Source organism: Bradyrhizobium sp. AZCC 1578 (assembly GCF_036924675.1).
Classification (GTDB): domain Bacteria; phylum Pseudomonadota; class Alphaproteobacteria; order Rhizobiales; family Xanthobacteraceae; genus Bradyrhizobium.
The window spans coordinates 4,579,899-4,596,101 of record NZ_JAZHRZ010000001.1; the positions used below are offsets into that span (position 1 = coordinate 4,579,899).

17 protein-coding genes are annotated in these 16,203 nt (G+C 63.5%); 9 read left to right on the forward strand and 8 right to left on the reverse strand.

Annotation, left to right across the window (positions count from 1 at the left end):
- Nucleotides 1-34 precede the first annotated feature (34 nt).
- Both V1290_RS21880 and V1290_RS21885 read right to left on the reverse strand, forming a co-directional pair.
- The gene (locus tag V1290_RS21880) at nt 35-1,003 is read right to left on the reverse strand and encodes a VOC family protein (protein ID WP_334366324.1); all 969 of its coding nucleotides are present in this window, start codon (nt 1,001-1,003) and stop codon (nt 35-37) included.
- A 613-nt stretch (nt 1,004-1,616) separates the two neighbouring features.
- Nucleotides 1,617-1,982: a nuclear transport factor 2 family protein gene (locus V1290_RS21885; protein ID WP_334366325.1), complete on the reverse strand. Its 366-nt coding sequence runs from the start codon at nt 1,980-1,982 to the stop codon at nt 1,617-1,619.
- 260 nt (nt 1,983-2,242) lie between these two features.
- Here V1290_RS21885 and V1290_RS21890 point away from each other — a divergent pair, with 260 nt between their 5' ends.
- On the forward strand, nt 2,243-3,376 hold the full coding sequence (locus V1290_RS21890) for an alpha/beta fold hydrolase (RefSeq protein WP_442895070.1): 1,134 nt from the start codon (nt 2,243-2,245) through the stop codon (nt 3,374-3,376).
- 70 nt (nt 3,377-3,446) lie between these two features.
- Here V1290_RS21890 and V1290_RS21895 read toward each other — a convergent pair whose 3' ends face one another.
- Nucleotides 3,447-3,797 (reverse strand): RidA family protein, encoded by a 351-nt coding sequence (locus V1290_RS21895; protein WP_028347975.1) that lies wholly within the window; start codon nt 3,795-3,797, stop codon nt 3,447-3,449.
- A gap of 122 nt (nt 3,798-3,919) precedes the next feature.
- Nucleotides 3,920-5,578: an FAD-binding dehydrogenase gene (locus V1290_RS21900; RefSeq protein WP_334366326.1), complete on the reverse strand. Its 1,659-nt coding sequence runs from the start codon at nt 5,576-5,578 to the stop codon at nt 3,920-3,922.
- 287 nt (nt 5,579-5,865) lie between these two features.
- On the opposite strand from V1290_RS21900, the gene V1290_RS21905 reads away from it, so the two are divergent.
- The 6 genes from V1290_RS21905 to V1290_RS21930 all read left to right on the forward strand — a co-directional run bounded on the left by V1290_RS21905 (nt 5,866) and on the right by V1290_RS21930 (nt 11,181).
- Complete coding sequence (locus V1290_RS21905; RefSeq protein ID WP_334366327.1) at nt 5,866-6,336, forward strand: hypothetical protein; 471 nt, start codon at nt 5,866-5,868, stop codon at nt 6,334-6,336.
- A gap of 189 nt (nt 6,337-6,525) precedes the next feature.
- Nucleotides 6,526-6,690 carry a hypothetical protein gene (locus V1290_RS21910; RefSeq protein ID WP_334366328.1) on the forward strand — a complete coding sequence of 55 codons (165 nt, stop codon included), beginning with the start codon at nt 6,526-6,528 and terminating at the stop codon, nt 6,688-6,690.
- Nucleotides 6,691-6,712: 22 nt separating this feature from the next.
- Entirely contained in the window at nt 6,713-7,303 is a 591-nt protein-coding gene (locus V1290_RS21915; RefSeq protein ID WP_334366329.1) for an SCO family protein, read from the forward strand.
- Nucleotides 7,304-7,483: 180 nt separating this feature from the next.
- Nucleotides 7,484-8,311, forward strand: a complete 828-nt coding sequence (locus tag V1290_RS21920) for a transporter substrate-binding domain-containing protein (RefSeq protein WP_334369124.1) — start codon at nt 7,484-7,486, stop codon at nt 8,309-8,311.
- Nucleotides 8,312-8,463: 152 nt separating this feature from the next.
- Entirely contained in the window at nt 8,464-10,107 is a 1,644-nt protein-coding gene (locus V1290_RS21925) for a lysine--tRNA ligase (RefSeq protein ID WP_334366330.1), read from the forward strand.
- Nucleotides 10,108-10,398: 291 nt separating this feature from the next.
- Nucleotides 10,399-11,181 carry a class II aldolase/adducin family protein gene (locus tag V1290_RS21930; protein WP_028347981.1) on the forward strand — a complete coding sequence of 261 codons (783 nt, stop codon included), beginning with the start codon at nt 10,399-10,401 and terminating at the stop codon, nt 11,179-11,181.
- A gap of 317 nt (nt 11,182-11,498) precedes the next feature.
- Here V1290_RS21930 and V1290_RS21935 read toward each other — a convergent pair whose 3' ends face one another.
- Nucleotides 11,499-11,834: a mismatch-specific DNA-glycosylase gene (locus V1290_RS21935; protein WP_334366331.1), complete on the reverse strand. Its 336-nt coding sequence runs from the start codon at nt 11,832-11,834 to the stop codon at nt 11,499-11,501.
- Between the two features lie 10 nt (nt 11,835-11,844).
- A complete protein-coding gene (locus V1290_RS21940; protein ID WP_334366332.1) occupies nt 11,845-12,495 on the reverse strand; it encodes a S24 family peptidase in 651 nt (216 codons plus the stop codon).
- Between the two features lie 185 nt (nt 12,496-12,680).
- On the opposite strand from V1290_RS21940, the gene V1290_RS21945 reads away from it, so the two are divergent.
- Together V1290_RS21945 and V1290_RS21950 are read left to right on the forward strand one after the other, a co-directional pair.
- Nucleotides 12,681-13,025: a DUF952 domain-containing protein gene (locus V1290_RS21945; protein ID WP_028347984.1), complete on the forward strand. Its 345-nt coding sequence runs from the start codon at nt 12,681-12,683 to the stop codon at nt 13,023-13,025.
- Complete coding sequence (locus tag V1290_RS21950) at nt 13,022-14,119, forward strand: quinone-dependent dihydroorotate dehydrogenase (RefSeq protein ID WP_334366333.1); 1,098 nt, start codon at nt 13,022-13,024, stop codon at nt 14,117-14,119. Before V1290_RS21945 ends, V1290_RS21950 begins: the two co-directional genes overlap by 4 nt.
- Before the next feature lie 11 nt (nt 14,120-14,130).
- Here V1290_RS21950 and V1290_RS21955 read toward each other — a convergent pair whose 3' ends face one another.
- Together V1290_RS21955 and V1290_RS21960 are read right to left on the reverse strand one after the other, a co-directional pair.
- On the reverse strand, nt 14,131-15,456 hold the full coding sequence (locus tag V1290_RS21955; RefSeq protein ID WP_334366334.1) for an MATE family efflux transporter: 1,326 nt from the start codon (nt 15,454-15,456) through the stop codon (nt 14,131-14,133).
- A gap of 2 nt (nt 15,457-15,458) precedes the next feature.
- A complete protein-coding gene (locus tag V1290_RS21960; RefSeq protein WP_334366335.1) occupies nt 15,459-16,193 on the reverse strand; it encodes an MBL fold metallo-hydrolase in 735 nt (244 codons plus the stop codon).
- Between the last annotated feature and the right edge of the window lie 10 nt (nt 16,194-16,203).

A 16,203-nucleotide genomic window follows, 5' to 3' on the forward strand; every position in this document is an offset into this window, starting at 1 on the left:
GCTGAACGGGGTTAACCGACGATCGCACCCAGCATCAAACCATTATCAAACGGACCTTCGTCCCCCAGGGATCGGCGGTCTCGACGCCATTCGCGATCGCAACAGTCGGCGCGCCGGCCTGCCGCAGGCGCTGCTCTTGCGCCTGCAATAACTCTGGTTTCGCGACTTCAAGCGAAAACCATGCAAGTCCCGTGGCCGCATCATCCCGCCGGCCGGCGCCGGCGCTCTGCCAGACATTGATGCCGAGGTGATGGTGATAGCGCCCCGACGACAGGAACGCGGCGCCGGTGCGCTTGCGAGTCGGGTCGAAGCCGATGGCGCCGCCATAGAAGCGGTCGGCCTGTTCGAGGTCGCCGACGCGCAGGTGCATGTGGCCGATGCGAAGGCCATCGGGCGCCCCGGCATAGTTGGAGATGCGCGGATTCGTCAGCGTCAGCAGGCCGTCGATATCAAGCGGGTCGGTCGCCATCGCGACCGTGCCGCCATCCCATTTCCAGCTTTCGGGCGCGCGGTCGGCATAGACCTCGATGCCGTTGCCTTCGGGATCGTCGAGATAGACGGACTCGCTGACGAGGTGATCGGCAAACCCGGAGAGCGGCACCTTATTCGTTGCGGCGTGCACCAGCCAGCGCGCGAGATCCTTGCGGGTCGGCATCAGGAAGGCGGTGTGATAGAGGCCCGCGGCATTCCGCGCCTCGCTGGCAGCGCCCGCGCGCAGGGTGAGATCGAGCAGCGGCACGCCGCCCGCGCCGAGACGGGCGCCGGTAGCCGTGCGCTGCAAGATGGTGAGCCCGATGGCGTCGCGATAGTAATTGGTGACGAGATCGAGGTTACGCACGCGCAAGGTCACCATGCCGATCCGCATCGGCGTACGGTTGGCGAAGGTCGGCCCGGCAGCGCCGTCAGCCGCTCCTTCCGCCAGCGCTGCCGCCGTGGCGGCCGCGCTCAACGACGAGGCGCCGGCCAGGTGAAGGAGGGTGCGGCGGGTCAGGTCGATGCTCATGACAGCTCCGTTTCTCGATCGGCTCAGCGAAGCAAATCCCGCGCCGGTTCTATGCTCCGCAACGTCGCGACAGGGCCGGCCGGACCATCGTTGTTGCAGCAGAACGTTTTGCTCCGAGCAAGCTATTTTTCAGCGCAGGGTTGGGCAAAGGCGCGATTAGCGCCGTGCCCACCATCTATCGGCGATCACACTTCTCTGATGCGCGTCGTCCCTGCGAACCCAGGGACCCATAACCACAGGTTTGCGTTGTTGACGGAGGCCGTCTACGCGCGCGCGAAATAATTTACGCCGCGGCGTATGGGTCCCGGGTCGCGCTCGCGTTGCTCGCTTGCCCAGGACGACGGTCTGATTTGCCGCGCGCGCTAGCGCAATCATGCAATGACCCGGGACAAGATAAGCCGACGGGGCAAATCACTTCTGATTTTCAGAAACCGTGTCAAGCCCGGGATTCAAAAATATTCCGCTTCACGCGAGGGGCAAATCAGTCGCATATTTCCGCCCGTCTCACCCATTGAGGGGCGCTCGCGATCGTCACGAACGTGCGGTGAGATGCGGTGGACAGCCCTCCCCCGCAAGGGGGGAGGGAGCCGACCGCCCGCGCGTCGAGACTCAGCTACGCCCCCGCCGGCACCTGATCGAGGAAGCCGGTGATGCTGCGGATGCGGCCGTCGCGGAGGACTGCGAAATCCGTGCCCTTGATCGGGCTGTCGCCGCCGTCGGGGCCGAGGCCCCAGGAGAAGCGGACGTGGTCGCCAAAGCCATTGGGCTCGCCGATCAGCCTGAACCTGAAATCCGGAAACTTTTGCTGCACGCCCGCGATCAGCGCGTCCACGCCGTCATGGCCATCGCCCGACATCAGCGGGTCGACATAGCGGGCGTCACTGGTCCAGTTCTGGCTGAGAATTTCGCGGCGGCGGCTTGGCGTCCGCTCGTTCCACAGATCGATGTAGCTGCGGGCAATCTTGTTGACGTCGGTCATCATGCTCTCCTTCGTTCCGGCCGAATGGGCCGGCTGACCGACTATCGAAAAATCCGACGCGCCAATCGATTACCTCAGAGGTCAAGGATTTCGATTTTTGGCAATCATGCATCTTGCGGATGCGGTGCTGACCTATTTCCGACGATCGATCAGGCTAGGGCCTGCGCCGGATCTGGCGTAAAAGCATGCGACCTCGGCTCTTGCCGTCCTCACCATGGTGGGACGATCAATCGGGAACGGCTGTGGCAGAGAAACCCAAGATGCCGGAGACGCCGGAGCAGCATGCGGGCGCCGATTGGGCGCAGCAGGTATGGCTGTGGCCGCTGGAAGCGACGCGATTGGCGCTCGACAGCTATGCGCAATGGTTCGCCGATCCCAGGCCCGCGCCTTCCCGCGCCCCGGAGCAGATGCCGCTGGCCTGGACCACGCCAAACGTCGTGGCGCTGCAACTTCCGTCGATGCGGCTGCGGGCGTTTTCGCGAGGCAATGCGGGGCAGCCGGTGCTCGTTTGCGCGCCCTATGCGCTGCACGGCGCGCTGGTCGCGGACTTCGCGCCGGGCCACAGTTTGGTAGGAGCGCTGCAACGAGACGGCATGAACCGCATCTATGTCACGGACTGGCGCTCGGCCACGCCGGAAATGCGCCATCTGTCGATCGACAATTATCTTGCCGAACTCAATGTGGCGATCGACGAGATCGGCGCGCCGGTCGATCTTGTCGGCCTGTGCCAGGGCGGGTGGCTGTCACTGGTCTACGCCGCTCGTTTCCCCGGCAAGGTGCGGCGGCTGGTGCTCGCCGGTGCGCCGGTCGATGTTTCCGCGCCGTCAGAACTCTCGAAGATGGTGGCCGCACTTCCGCATGCGGCTTTCGAGCAGATGGTGCAGCAGGGTGAAGGGATCGTGAACGGCGAGCACATGCTGCGGTTCTGGAACATTCCATTCAGCCAGCATGACGTCGAAGCCGTGCTGCAAAGGAATCTTCGCGATGGATCGGACGAGGCGCGCATGCTGCTGGACCGTTTCAAGCGCTGGGATCGTGAGACGCTGGATCTGCCGGGAGCCTATTATCTCGAGGTGACCGACCGGGTTTTTCGCGAGAACCAGATCGCTGAAGGGCGTTTCGTCGCGCTCGGCCGCAGGATCGATCCTGCTGAGGTGCGCGTGCCGGTCTTCCTGCTGGCGGGAGAGAACGACATCGTCGTCCCGCCCGATCAGGCGTTCGCAACCGCGCGGCTTTTGGGCGCGCCGCAAGCATGGCTGGAACGGGCCTCCGAGCCATGCGGTCATCTCAGCCTTTTCATGGGGCGCAGGGCCTTGCGCCATTCCTGGCGCCGGATTGCCCGGTGGCTTCAGGCTGATATCGGCGATGTCACGGGCGCACGGATCAGCGCGTGAGAGGCAGATGAAAATGCCCCGGATTGTGCCTGCAATCCGGGGCAACAAGACGGTTAGCGGCTGACCGACGTTACTTCGCCGCGACGACCATGATCTCGACGTTGTACTGCGGGGCGGCGAGCTTGGCCTCGACGGTCGCGCGCGCCGGCGTGTTGCCGGCCGAGACCCAGCCATCCCACACCGCGTTCATCTCGGGAAAGGTCTTCATGTCGGTGATGTAGATCGTGGCCGACAAGAGCTTCGACTTGTCGGTGCCGGCCTTGGCGAGATGGCCGTCGATGATCGAGAGAATGTCCTGAGTCTGCTCGGTCACGCTCTTGCCGGCGGCCTTGCCGGCAACGACGCCGGCGAGATAGACGGTGTTGCCGTGGACGACGGCCTGGCTCATGCGAGGTCCGGTTTCGAAGCGCTGGATGGTCATATTGTTTCTCCTGATAGGGGGCGGCGGTTACTTAGCGCGCTCGTGTCCGATGCGCCACTGCGTTATTTGCATTGAGATTGGAGCCGCCATGCCGCGACAAGCCCGGCCATCACGTCGAGAAATCAGGAAGCCGCTTTTGCCGCCGCGCGTCCCGCATTCCTCCCCGAGAACAGGCAACCGCCGAGGAAGGTGCCTTCCAGCGAACGGTAGCCATGCATGCCGCCGCCACCGAATCCGGCGGCTTCGCCGGCGGCGTACAGGCCCCTGATAATCTCGCCGTCGGTGCTGAACACGCGCGAGTCGAGGTCGGTCTCGAAACCGCCCAGTGTCTTGCGCGTCAATATGTTGAGCTTCACCGCGATCAGCGGGCCGTGTTCGGGGTCGAGAATTTTGTGCGGCTTTGCGGTGCGGATCAATTTGTCGCCGATGTAGCGGCGCGCATTGTGCAGGTTCATTACCTGCGCGTCCTTGACATAGGGGTTGGTGATCTCGCGGTCGCGCGCCTCGATCTGCGCCTTGATGTGATCGTGCTTGAGCAGGTCGTTGCCGGCGAGCGCGTTCATCGCGCTGACGAGGTCGCCGAGATTGTCGCGCACGATGAAGTCGGTGCCGTTCTGCTTGAATGCTTCCACCGGCGCCGGCGCCCCCTTGTTGGTGGCGCGCTTGATCGTCATGCGCCAGCTCTTGCCCGTGAGGTCGGGATTCTGCTCGGAGCCGGAGAGCGCGAACTCCTTTTTGATGATGCTCTGGGTCAGGATGAACCACGAGTAATCGTAGCCGGTCGACATGATGTATTGCAGTTGGCCGAGCGTGTCGGAGCCGGGGAAGAGCGGCGCGGGCAGGCGCTTGCCCGTGGCGTCGAACCACATCGAGGAGGGGCCGGGCAGGATACGGATGCCGTGGCGCGGCCAGATCGGGTTCCAGTTCCGGATACCCTCGACATAGTGCCACATCCGGTCGCGGTTGATCAGCCGCGCGCCGGCGGCCTCGGTGATGCCGATCATGCGGCCGTCGACATGTTCAGGCACGCCGGAGATCATGAATTTCGGCGGCTCGCCCAGACGCTTCGGCCAGTTCTGCCGGACCATGTCGTGATTGCCGCCGATGCCGCCCGAGGCGACGATCACGGCGTGCGCACGCAGCGTGAAATCGCCGATGACCTGGCGCGATGAGCTCTTGCCGCGCTCGACGCTGTCGGGCTCGAGCACCGAACCGCCGACCCCTTCGACCGCGCCGTTCGCCATCATGAGTGTGTCGACGCGGTGGCGGAACTTGAACGTTAACCGGCCATTTTTTTGCGCTTCGCGCGCACGGCGCTCGAACGGCTCGACGATGCCGGGGCCGGTGCCCCAGGTGACGTGAAAGCGCGGCACCGAATTGCCGTGGCCCATCGCGTCATAGCCGCCGCGCTCGGCCCAGCCGACCACCGGAAAAATACGGTGGCCCATCGCGCGCAGCCATTCCCGCTTCTCGCCGGCCGCGAACGCGACATAGGCTTCCGCCCATCGCTTCGGCCAATGGTCGTCGTCGCGGTCGAAGCCCGCGGTGCCCATCCAATCCTGCAAGGCAAGATCAAACGAATCCCTGATGCCCAGCCGGCGCTGTTCGGGAGAAGCGACCAGAAACAATCCGCCGAACGACCAAAAGGCTTGTCCGCCAAGGCTTTGTTCGCCTTCCTGGTCGACGACAATGACGCGTTTGCCGGCGTCTGCGATCTCCGTCGCCGCGACCAGTCCCGCCAAGCCACCGCCGACCACAATTACGTCTGCATCGTCAGCCATCGTTTCCTCCCCCACGCCGTTTTTGATTCAAGCCCGCGTCCTCGCGCGCGGTCAACGGCAAACGGATTCTTGCCTGCGGCTGCGTCGCCATCTCGGCAAGAGTCGTTTGTTCCAGTTTGGGACCTTTACGCGCAGAGGGTGCAGCGGCCAAGCAACACTTAATTTGAATTTGTTTTGACCTGCTGTGGCTGCCTAGACAAAATCACGATCTCAAACGACGCTACACCACGTCTTGCATCACGAAGACGATCAGATTCGGTTTCGATATTTTTGAACTGGGGCGGGATATGAAGCTGGTGACGGGGTTGCTTGCCGCGGTGCTGCTGCTGGCGGGAATGGGGGTGAGCCAGGCGGTGGTGCGGATAGCCGACGATCGCGGCGGCCGGATCGGCACCTATGTTGACAGATACCAGGGCTTACGCACCTCAGGCGAAACCGTGATCATCGACGGCCTGTGCGCCTCGGCCTGCACCATCGTGCTCGGCGCGGTTCCCCATGACCGGATCTGCGTTACCTCGCACGCCAATCTCGGCTTCCATGCCGCCTGGGATTTCGGCGCCAACGGCCGTGCCATCACCAACCCCGAAGCAACCCAGATGCTGTATTCGATGTATCCGCCGCCGGTACGGAGGTGGATCGCGGCGCGCGGTGGCCTGACCCAGCGCATGCTCTTCCTGCGCGGCAAGCAGCTTCAGGCGATGTACAGGCCCTGCTATCTCGACGCCCAGGCCTCCTCGAACAAGCCTGCCTCGCGCTGAACCAGCGCAGCCGTTTCGCCAAAAAGTAACGCGGTGGCCGGGCCTGTCCCGGCCATTTGCTTTTGGTGCACCTCTCGCCCGACTTGCCCTCCGCATGACGTGATGTTGGGCATGGCCATTCCGCTTGCCTGCACCGGGAACTGACCCTATCTGAACCCCATGGTTCAGCCGATTTCCACGCGAGTCCGAATGATGGCGGCGGCCCCGCATCAGGGCAGGGTCGCGTCCGTGATCGTCTGGACCGCTGCCGGCCTCGGTGCGCTGGCCGTGCTCGGCGCGGCTGCATTGTGGTTCCATTACGGCACCACGGTGTTTTTCGAAATGATCGCCGCCGGCATCTCGGCCTGCTTCTGACCGGGCAATAAGGATTCCTGACATGGACCGGACCATTCGCCCGCTGGTGATTATCGCTGCCTTCGCCGCGAGCCTCGCGGTCGGGCTGACGATCATGCTGTGGGCAATGGGCGGCTTGCGAACCGTCACGGCGCCGGCCGCGATCGGCGGACCGTTTCAACTGACCGACCAGGCCGGCCAGACCGTCACCGAGCAGAATTTAAAGGGCAAGCCGACACTGATCTTCTTCGGCTTCACCCATTGCCCAGATGTCTGCCCGACCTCGCTGTTCGAGATATCGGAAGTGCTGAAGGCGATGGGCAAGGACGCCGATCGCGTCAACGCCTGGTTCGTCTCCGTCGATCCCGAGCGCGATACGACGGCCGCGATGAAGGACTATCTCTCCAGCTTCGACCCGCATTTGAGGGGGCTGACCGGCAATCCGGAGGCGATCGCAAAGGTGCTCTCGGCCTACCGGGTCTATGCAAAAAAAGTCCCGCTCAAGGACGGCGATTACACCATGGATCACACCGCGCTGATCTATCTGATGGATCGCGATGGCAATTTCGTAGCGCCCTTCAACCTGAAACGGACACCCGAGGAAGCCGCTAAGGATCTGAAGCGCTATCTCTGAGCGGCAAGCTGGCCGAGGAGCGAAAACGGCCTCGCATCGCGGGCCGGATGGTCTATAAGGCCGTGAAATTCCGCAAAGCCATTGCCGAAGATGTCATATCTTAACGTCCAGTTAACCAATGCAAGACTGTATCGAACCATCAGCGCGTGGCTGGTCGGGCTGTCGATCGTGTCCGCGTTGATGGCTGGCGGCGGTAATGCGGCGCAGGCGCAAACCCAACCCCGCACCGCGGTCGAGGCGGCCCCGCAGGCGGTGCCCGGCTTCTGGGACCCGCGGCGGCGCCCGGACCGGCCCGACATGTCGCGCCTCACGGTGATCCGGTTCCTGACCGAGACCGATTACCCGCCGTTCAACTTTACCGGCCCCGACGGCAACCCCGCCGGCTTCAACGTCGATCTGGCGCGGGCGCTGTGCGACGAGATCAAGATTTCCTGCACCATCCAGATGCGCCGGTTCGAGACGCTGGTCGATGCGATCACAAGCAATCGCGGTGACGCCATTATCGCCTCCATGGCGGTGACGCCGGCCTTGCGCGCAAGGCTCGATTTCACCGATCCCTACTACCGCGCGCCGGCGCGCTTCGTGTCGCGGCGCGATGCCGTGATGCCGGAGGTCCGCCCGGAATATCTCGAAGGCAAGAAGGTCGGCGTCATCGCCGGCACTTCGCACGAGGCCTATCTGAAGGCGATGTTCACCGACGCCGAGATCAAATCCTACCCGAACGACGACGCGCTGCGGCTGGCACTCAGGCGGAGCGAGGTCGACTTCATCTTCGGCGATGCGATCTCGCTGGCGTTCTGGATTAACGGCACCGATTCCGCCGAATGCTGCGCCTTTTCCGGCGGGCCCTTCGTTGAGAGCCGCTATTTCGGCGAAGGCATCGGGATTGCGGTGCGCAAGGGCAATGATCTGCTCCGGACGTCCCTGAACTGGGCGCTGTTCCGGATCTGGGAAAAAGGTCGCTTCACCGATCTGTGGCTGCGGTATTTTTCGATTAGTCCGTTTTGAGGTGGCGTCATTCCGGGATGGTCCGAAGGACCAGACCCGGAATCTCGAGATTCCGGTTCGATGCTTTCGCATCGCCCCGGAATGACGGCTCTGCCGTCATTTTGCATTTTGCCGCGGAGGCGCTAGTTTCCGCGGCCTCTGGAGAGCCTTTAATGTCCGTCATCGACCTTGCCGCCAGCCCGAGCGATTTGCGCGCGCTCGCGGAACAATCCAACGCCTGGCCGTTCGAGCAGGCCAAGGCCATTGTCGCGCGGCTGAAGAAGAACCCGAAGGACGAGGTGCTGTTCGAGACCGGCTATGGCCCGTCGGGCCTGCCGCATATCGGCACCTTCGGCGAGGTCGCGCGCACCACCATGGTGCGCCACGCCTTTCGCGTGCTGACCGAGGACAAGATCAAGACCCGGTTGCTTGCCTTCTCCGATGACATGGACGGCCTGCGCAAGGTGCCGGACAATGTGCCGAACAAGGAGATGCTGGCGTCACATCTCGGCAAGCCGTTGTCGCGGATACCAGATCCGTTCTCCAACGAGCACCCGTCGTTCGGCGCGCACAACAATGCGCGGTTGCGCGCATTCCTCGATACTTTCGGCTTCGACTACGAATTCGCCTCGTCGACTGACTACTACACCTCGGGCCGGTTCGACGCCGCGCTGTTGCGCATGCTGGAACGGCTCGACGCCGTCATGAAGATCATGCTGCCGAGTTTGCGCGAGGAACGCGCGGCGACTTATTCGCCGTTCCTGCCGATCTGCCCGCGCACCGGCATGGTGTTGTATGTCCCGATCATCGAGCACGATGTGAAGGCCGGCACCGTCTCCTATGACGATCCCGAGACCAAGGAGCGCGTCACGGTCCCCGTCACCGGCGGGCATTGCAAGCTGCAATGGAAGCCTGACTGGGCGATGCGCTGGTTCGCCCTCGGCGTCGACTACGAAATGGCCGGCAAGGACCTGATCGACTCCGTGAAGTTGTCGGGCAAGATCTGCTCGGCGCTCGGCGGCACGCCGCCGGAGGGTTTTAACTACGAACTCTTCCTCGACGAAAAGGGCCAGAAGATTTCGAAGTCGAGGGGCAACGGGCTCACCATCGACGAATGGCTGCGTTACGCCTCGCCGGAATCGCTGTCGCTGTTCATGTATCGCGAACCGAAGGCGGCGAAGCGGCTCTATTTCGACGTGATCCCGCGCAATGTCGACGACTATCAGCAATTCCTCGACGGCTTTCCGCGGCAGGATGCCAAGCAGCAGCTTGCCAATCCGGTCTGGCACATCCATTCCGGCAAGCCGCCGAAGGCGGATATGCCCGTCACCTTCCAGCTCCTGCTAACCTTGGTGTCGTCGTCGAATGCGGAGAACGCTGAAACGCTGTGGGGTTTTATCGGCCGCTATCGTCCGGGCGTCACGCCGCAGACGCATCCGAAGCTCGACGCGATGGTCGGCTACGCCATCAACTACTATCGCGACTTCGTGGCGCCGACCAAGAAGTTCCGCGAGCCGACCGACAGCGAACGCGCCGCGCTGCAGGATCTGCGTGACGCGCTGTCGCAATTGCCGGCGGGATCGAGCGCCGAAGACATCCAGAACGTGGTTTATGAGATCGGCCGCCGCGAGCCGTTCCTCGATCCTGTCAAGAAGGGCAAGGACGGCCGGCCGGGCGTCTCCCTCGACTGGTTCAACATGCTCTACCAGGTGCTGCTCGGCCAGGAGAAGGGCCCGCGCTTCGGCTCGTTCGTCGCGGTGTACGGCGTATCGAATGCGATCGCGATGATCGACGGCGCGCTGGCAAGGAGTGCGTAGCTTTCTCCGTCGCCCCTGCGAAAAGCAGGGACCCATAGCCACAGGCCGATGTTATCGGCTTCGCTGTGGCTCCAGCTTGATGCAAGCAACGAACGCCTGTGGCAATAGGTCCCGGCTCAAGGCCGGGACGACGCCGGAGGGCTTGGCTGCTGCCGCGGACCCGCAAACCGGGATGGCAGATCCGCCGCAATTTCAGCCATGGCGGCGCCGGATTGCGCTACACTAGTGCGCATAACAGCCGTCAAATCCTCCCCCGAGGGTCGGCAAATAAGCGGATCAGGGAGAAAGCTCATGCAGTTCAGGGTTTCGCCACAGACGCTCAGCGAGTACGGCGCCGAGGAATGGCAGGCGCGGGTCGATCTCGCGGCCGCGCACCGGCTGGCCTTCATCCAGGGATTTTCCGAAGGCATCTTCAACCATCTGACCTTCGTGGTGCCGGGCAAGAGCGACCGCTACTACCAGATTCCGTTCGGCACGCACTGGTCCGAAGTCACGGCGTCCTGCTTCATGGAAGTCGGCATCGACGACGGCGAGGTCAAGCGCGGCGAGGGCGAGGTGGAGCGGTCCTGCTATTGCATCCATGCGCCGATCCACAAGGCGCTGCCGCAGGCGAAAGCTGTGTTTCACACCCATATGCCGCATGCCAGCGCGCTGACGCGGCTAGAAGATCCCCGCATCAAGGAAATCGGCCAGACCGAGGTCGGGCTGTCAGGCGCCATCGCCTATGACGACGAATATACCGGCCCGGCGCTCGATCCCGCCGAAGGCGCGCGGCTCGCAAAAGTCATCGGCGACAAGACCGTGCTTTTCATGGCCAATCACGGCATCTCCACCGTCGGCGCGACCATCGCGGAAGCCTATGACATGCTGTATTACGTCGAGCGCGCCGCGCAGGTGCAGATCTACGCGATGTGGACCGGGCAGAAGCTGAAACAGTTGCCGGCGCCTGTGGTGGAGAAAACCAAGCGCGATTATAAGGACGAGCATCTCTACAAGGGCCCGACCCCAGCGCAGCGGCATTTCGATGCGTTGAAACGGATGCTGGATCGGAAAGAGCCTGATTACGCGACGTAATTCTCCGTCGTCCCCGCGAAAGCAGGGACCCATACGCCGCGGCCTGCGGAAAGGGCAGGCTGTGAGACGCTATTCTTCGCCATGAGCATTTGTGGTTATGGGCCCTGCGTTCGCAGGGCGACGCTGTGGTGAAATCAGCGGCTTGCCCGCGCGCCCACCGTTCTCACCTCATCCGCAAACTGGTGCCAGATCTCCGGGCGCCAGCTTCCATTTGCGGCACCTGAAGTCGACGGTAGTATCCACACCCTGGTATCGCCGATCAGCTCCAACTGCTCGCCATAGTCCCGCTTGCCGTCGAAGAATTTCTGCCCCGCCGTCTAGCTGGTGAACGCAAGGAATTGCGGACGGAATGTCGCGATTGCATTGCGCAGCCGGGCGCGATCCGCTGCCGTCAATTTGGGAAGCGTGGCGCGGTCCATCCCCGCGCCCGCTTTCACCAGATCGGTCAGGCCGATCCCATGTCGCAGCAGACTGCGATATTGATTTGGCCACAGCAGCTCCGGCGTCAGCCCCGTCTCGTGCAAGATCGCCCAGAACTTGTTTTGCCGGTGCGCGTAGTAGGCCCGCTGGGCAGCGGACGTCGTCCCGGCGGCGGTTCCGCACAGCACGATGCGAAGAGAATGTTGCAGCAGGTCGCTCAGCACGTCCGGCACGGCGGCAATCCTACTGGCTCGCCCATACGATCCGGGCGATCCAGGCGACGTCGTCGGCCTCAAGCGTGCGATCGGCATGCGCCGGATTGAGCGACTGCAGTTCCAGGGTCTTGGTGGTCCGGCGCTTCAATTCCTTGACCATCACTTCGCCATCTGACGTCTTGAGTACCACGCGGTCGCCGCGCCGGATCGGTGTGCCCGGCGACACCACGATGATGTCGCCGTCGCGATAGGTCGGCTTCATCGCGTCGCCCGAGATTTCCAGCGCGTAGGCATGCTCGTCGCTGGTCGACGGCAGCGCCACCTCGCTCCAGCCCTTGCCGGCGGGAAAGCCGGAATCGTCGAAATGGCCGCTGCCGACTTGCGCCAGGGCGAGCAGCGGCAGCGACTGCTGGCTGCGCGCGCCGTCGCCGATCAATTGCACGAAGGTCTCGACCGACGAATTGGTCGCGGCCAGCGCTTTGGAAACTGATTCCGTTGACGGCCAGCGTTCGCGACCGTCGGCGGCGATGCGCTTGGACTTGTTGAACGTGGTGGGGTCGAGGCCGGCGCGCTTGGCAAGACCCGAGGGTGACATGCCGGCACGTTCCGCCAGCCGGTCGATCGCGGTCCAGATCTGGCTGTGGGTCAGAATGCGTTGCGCCTTGGCCTGTCTGGCCATCGAAAATCCCTGAAGCGATCTAGGAATTATTGCCTCATTTGGCCGGTTTGCGCAATTCTTCCAGCCGAAGTCTGTGACCGCAGCGCTTGAGTTAGACGCGGGCCGCCTTTACGGTCGGCCGCCAGCCCGGCCTTTTCCGGGAAAATCCCAAAAGACTCAACGACAAGCAGGAAGTCCGGATAGCCGTGCCCACGATCTATAAAATCACTCCCGCCTCGGCTTGGCGCGAGGCCGAACGGCAGGGCGTCTACCGGGGAAGTAGCGACGATCTGCGTGACGGCTTCATTCATTTTTCGACCGCGTCCCAGGTCGCGGAGACCGCGCGCAAGCATTATTTCGGCCAGACCGGGCTGTTCCTGGTCGCGGTCGACGCCGACGCGCTGGGGGATGCGTTGCGCTGGGAGCGTTCGCGCAACGACGAACTGTTTCCGCATCTCTACGGCGAACTCGATCTCGGCGCGGTAACCGGCATTCTCGATATGCGCGCGCGGTCCGATGGCACGCACGACATTCCGGAGCTACTCCCGTGATCCGCGCTTTCGACGCCTTCTCGCTGCCGCTGTTGCGCTGGTTCGACCCGGAGGACGCGCATCGCATGGCCATCCAGGGCCTGCGGCTACTGCCGTTGGTCAAGCCGCGCGCCGACGACCACAAACTGGCGGTACGCGCATTCGGCCTGAATTTCCCCAATCCGATCGGCATGGCCGCGGGCTTCGACAAGAGCGCGGAAGTGCCCGACGCGCTGTTGCGGCTCGGTTTCGGCTTTGTCGAGATCGGCACGGTGACGCCGAAACCGCAGGGCGGCAATCCGCGGCCGCGGCTGTTTCGGCTCGAGCGGGATGAAGCCGTGATAAACCGCATGGGCTTCAACAATGACGGCGCCGAAGTCGCATTGCGCCGGCTGGCGGCGCGCGCCCACCATGGCGGCATTATCGGCGTCAATGTCGGGGCGAACAAGGATTCGTCCGACCGTGTGGCCGATTATGTCAAGCTGATCGAGACCTTTGCACCTGTCGCGAGCTATTTCACCGTCAACGTCTCCTCGCCGAACACGCCGGGCCTGCGCAATTTGCAGCAAGCGGCAGCGCTCGACGAACTGCTCGCCAAGGTGATCGATGCGCGCGAGCGGGTGCGGAAGAATGCCGGGGATTCGCCGGTGCTGCTGAAGATCGCGCCCGATCTCAGCCTCGCCGAACTCGACGACGTCGTGCACATCGCGCGCTCGCGCCGCGTCGACGGCATGATCGTCGCCAACACCACGCTGGCTCGCCCTTCGATCCTGCGCGAACAGGCCCGTGCGAAAGAGCAGGGCGGATTGTCGGGACGGCCGCTGTTTCGACTATCGACCCGCATGGTGGCGGAGACTTATGTCCGCACCGAGGGCGCGTTTCCGTTGATCGGCGTCGGCGGCATCGATTCCGGCGGCGCAGCGCTGACCAAAATCCGCGCCGGCGCCAGCCTGATCCAGATCTATTCGTCGCTGGTCTACAAGGGACTTGGTCTCGTCGACGACATCAAAAACGATCTCGCCTCGACCTTGCTGCGCACGGGGCGCGACTCGCTGTCGGAGATCGTTGGTGCCGACGCCGCGACGATTACCGCCGAGGACTGGCCGGTGAGGTAGATGCGGCCGGGCTACGAGTCAAACGACTTTCTCAAGAGTGCCGGATACCGCAGCGCCTCTAACCCACCGCGCGCGGCGTAATGAATCAGTAGCGCGCCCCACAGTCCGGCATTGCCAAACGACCGCAGCGCAAACCACGCGGTGAGGAAGATCACCAGCGAAGCCACCATCAGATTGCGCATGTCGCGCGCCCAGGTGGCGCCGATGTAGATGCCGTCAAAGGCAAAGGCGAACACGCCGAGCAACGGCGCAAAAATCACGAACGGCAAATAGTCGCGCGCGATGCGCCGCACCTCCACGCTTGTCGTCATCATGTCGACAAACGCGGGCCCGAACAGCAGGAAACAGGCGGCGACCGCGAGCGCGAAGCCAAAGCCCCACATGACGACGAGCTTGACGGCGCCGGCGAAGGCCGCCTTGTTGCGGGCGCCATAGGCCCGGCCGCAGAGTTGCTCGGCAGCGTTGGCGAGGCCATCGAGGAAAAAGGCGCCGAACAGCAGAAAATTGTTGAGCACGGCATTGGCGGCGAGCGTCAGGTCGCCGGCACGTGCACCCTGTGCGGTGAAGAACAAGAACGCCGCGATCAGCGAGGCGGTGCGGATCATGATGTCGCGGTTGACCGAGAGCATGCGCATCAGCTTGGCCGGATCGAACAGCATCGCGCGGGAAACCCCGAGTTGCCCTTTCGAAAGCCGGCGGGCGATCTGCAATCCGAGCATCAGGCCTGCGGCTTCCGCGATCAGCGCGGCGATTGCGGCGCCGGCAATTCCGAAGTCGAGCGCCAGCACCAGCACGACGGTTGCCGCCACGTTGATGAGGTTGATCGTGATCTGCGTGCCGAGCGCCAGCTTGGCCCGGGCCTGTCCGACCAGCCATCCCAGCACCACGTAATTGCCGAGCGCCAGCGGCGCTGACCAGATCCGGATAATGAAGTAGGTTTTCGCCGCGCGCGTGACGCCCTCACTGCCACCCATCGTGTTGAGCAGAACGGTGGCGAGCGGGATCTGCAGAGCGATCAGCGCCGCGCCGACCAGTGCCGCCACGATCAGCCCGCGTGCCAGGATGGCGCGCAGTTCCGATGTCTCGCCGGCGCCGAGCGATTGTGCCGTAAAGGCGACCGTGCTCATGCGCAGGAATCCGAACAGCCAGAACATGCAGTCGAACAGCACCGAGGCCAAGGCCACGCCGCCGAGCAGCGTGGCGTCGTCGAGCCGCCCGATGGCCGTGGTCGAGACGATGCCGATCAGCGGCGTGGTCAGGTTTGCGACCATCGCGGGACCCGCGATGGCAAACACCTGTGCTGTCGTGACTTTCGATGGAACTAGCGGCGAGTGCATGCCTAGAGCTCGACGACCATGCCGTCTTCGGCAGCGGTATAGGGCAGTTCGCCCAGCCGCCCGAGCATGTCGTCGCTCATGTGCGTGAGCACCAGCCGTTTCGGGTTGATCTCGGGCAGATGCGCTGCGAGCGTTTTCAGGCTCAGATGGTTCTTGACGATCTTGTCAAAGTAATACGCCTCAGCGACGAACAGGTCGGCGTCGCGCGCCGCTGGGATCAGCGTCTCCGTCCACTCGGTGTCGGCGCTGTAGGCGATGACGCGGTTCTCCGCCTCGACGCGATAAGCCAGGAATGGCCCGCCAGATTCGCCATGAACGACGGGATAGGGTGTCACCTTGACCTCGCCGAACGTGCGACTTTGCTCCGGCTCAAGCGCCACAACCGAGAGATCAAAACGCTGTTTGGTCTTGGAGGAATGCTCGAACAGCGCTTCCATCAGGCTGGCGAGTTTTGTCTCGATCCCTTGCGGGCCGGCAATGACGAGCGGGCGCGAACGTCGCGTGAATTGCGCGTCCAGCAGCAGGAACGGCAAGCCGCCAAAATGGTCGCCGTGGAAATGCGTGATCAGGATCAGATCGATCTCGTCGCGCGCAATGCCGAGCCTCTTCAGCGCCGGCAGAGATGACGCGCCGCAATCGATCAGGAAGTTAACGCGGCTACCCGTGACGTGGAAGCAGGTGTTGTGCCTGCCACCGGAGCCGAACGCATCGCCGCAGCCGACAAATCGCAATTGCATCGGCCGCCAC

Coding starts and splice junctions, on each gene's coding strand:
- V1290_RS21880 (WP_334366324.1), bottom strand. CDS start 1,003: ATGAGCATCGACCTGACCCGCCGCACCCTCCTTCACCTGGCCGGCGCC.
- V1290_RS21885 (WP_334366325.1), bottom strand. CDS start 1,982: ATGACCGACGTCAACAAGATTGCCCGCAGCTACATCGATCTGTGGAAC.
- V1290_RS21890 (WP_442895070.1), top strand. CDS start 2,243: ATGCCGGAGACGCCGGAGCAGCATGCGGGCGCCGATTGGGCGCAGCAG.
- V1290_RS21895 (WP_028347975.1), bottom strand. CDS start 3,797: ATGACCATCCAGCGCTTCGAAACCGGACCTCGCATGAGCCAGGCCGTC.
- V1290_RS21900 (WP_334366326.1), bottom strand. CDS start 5,578: ATGGCTGACGATGCAGACGTAATTGTGGTCGGCGGTGGCTTGGCGGGA.
- V1290_RS21905 (WP_334366327.1), top strand. CDS start 5,866: ATGAAGCTGGTGACGGGGTTGCTTGCCGCGGTGCTGCTGCTGGCGGGA.
- V1290_RS21910 (WP_334366328.1), top strand. CDS start 6,526: ATGATGGCGGCGGCCCCGCATCAGGGCAGGGTCGCGTCCGTGATCGTC.
- V1290_RS21915 (WP_334366329.1), top strand. CDS start 6,713: ATGGACCGGACCATTCGCCCGCTGGTGATTATCGCTGCCTTCGCCGCG.
- V1290_RS21920 (WP_334369124.1), top strand. CDS start 7,484: ATGGCTGGCGGCGGTAATGCGGCGCAGGCGCAAACCCAACCCCGCACC.
- V1290_RS21925 (WP_334366330.1), top strand. CDS start 8,464: ATGTCCGTCATCGACCTTGCCGCCAGCCCGAGCGATTTGCGCGCGCTC.
- V1290_RS21930 (WP_028347981.1), top strand. CDS start 10,399: ATGCAGTTCAGGGTTTCGCCACAGACGCTCAGCGAGTACGGCGCCGAG.
- V1290_RS21940 (WP_334366332.1), bottom strand. CDS start 12,495: ATGGCCAGACAGGCCAAGGCGCAACGCATTCTGACCCACAGCCAGATC.
- V1290_RS21955 (WP_334366334.1), bottom strand. CDS start 15,456: ATGCACTCGCCGCTAGTTCCATCGAAAGTCACGACAGCACAGGTGTTT.
- V1290_RS21960 (WP_334366335.1), bottom strand. CDS start 16,193: ATGCAATTGCGATTTGTCGGCTGCGGCGATGCGTTCGGCTCCGGTGGC.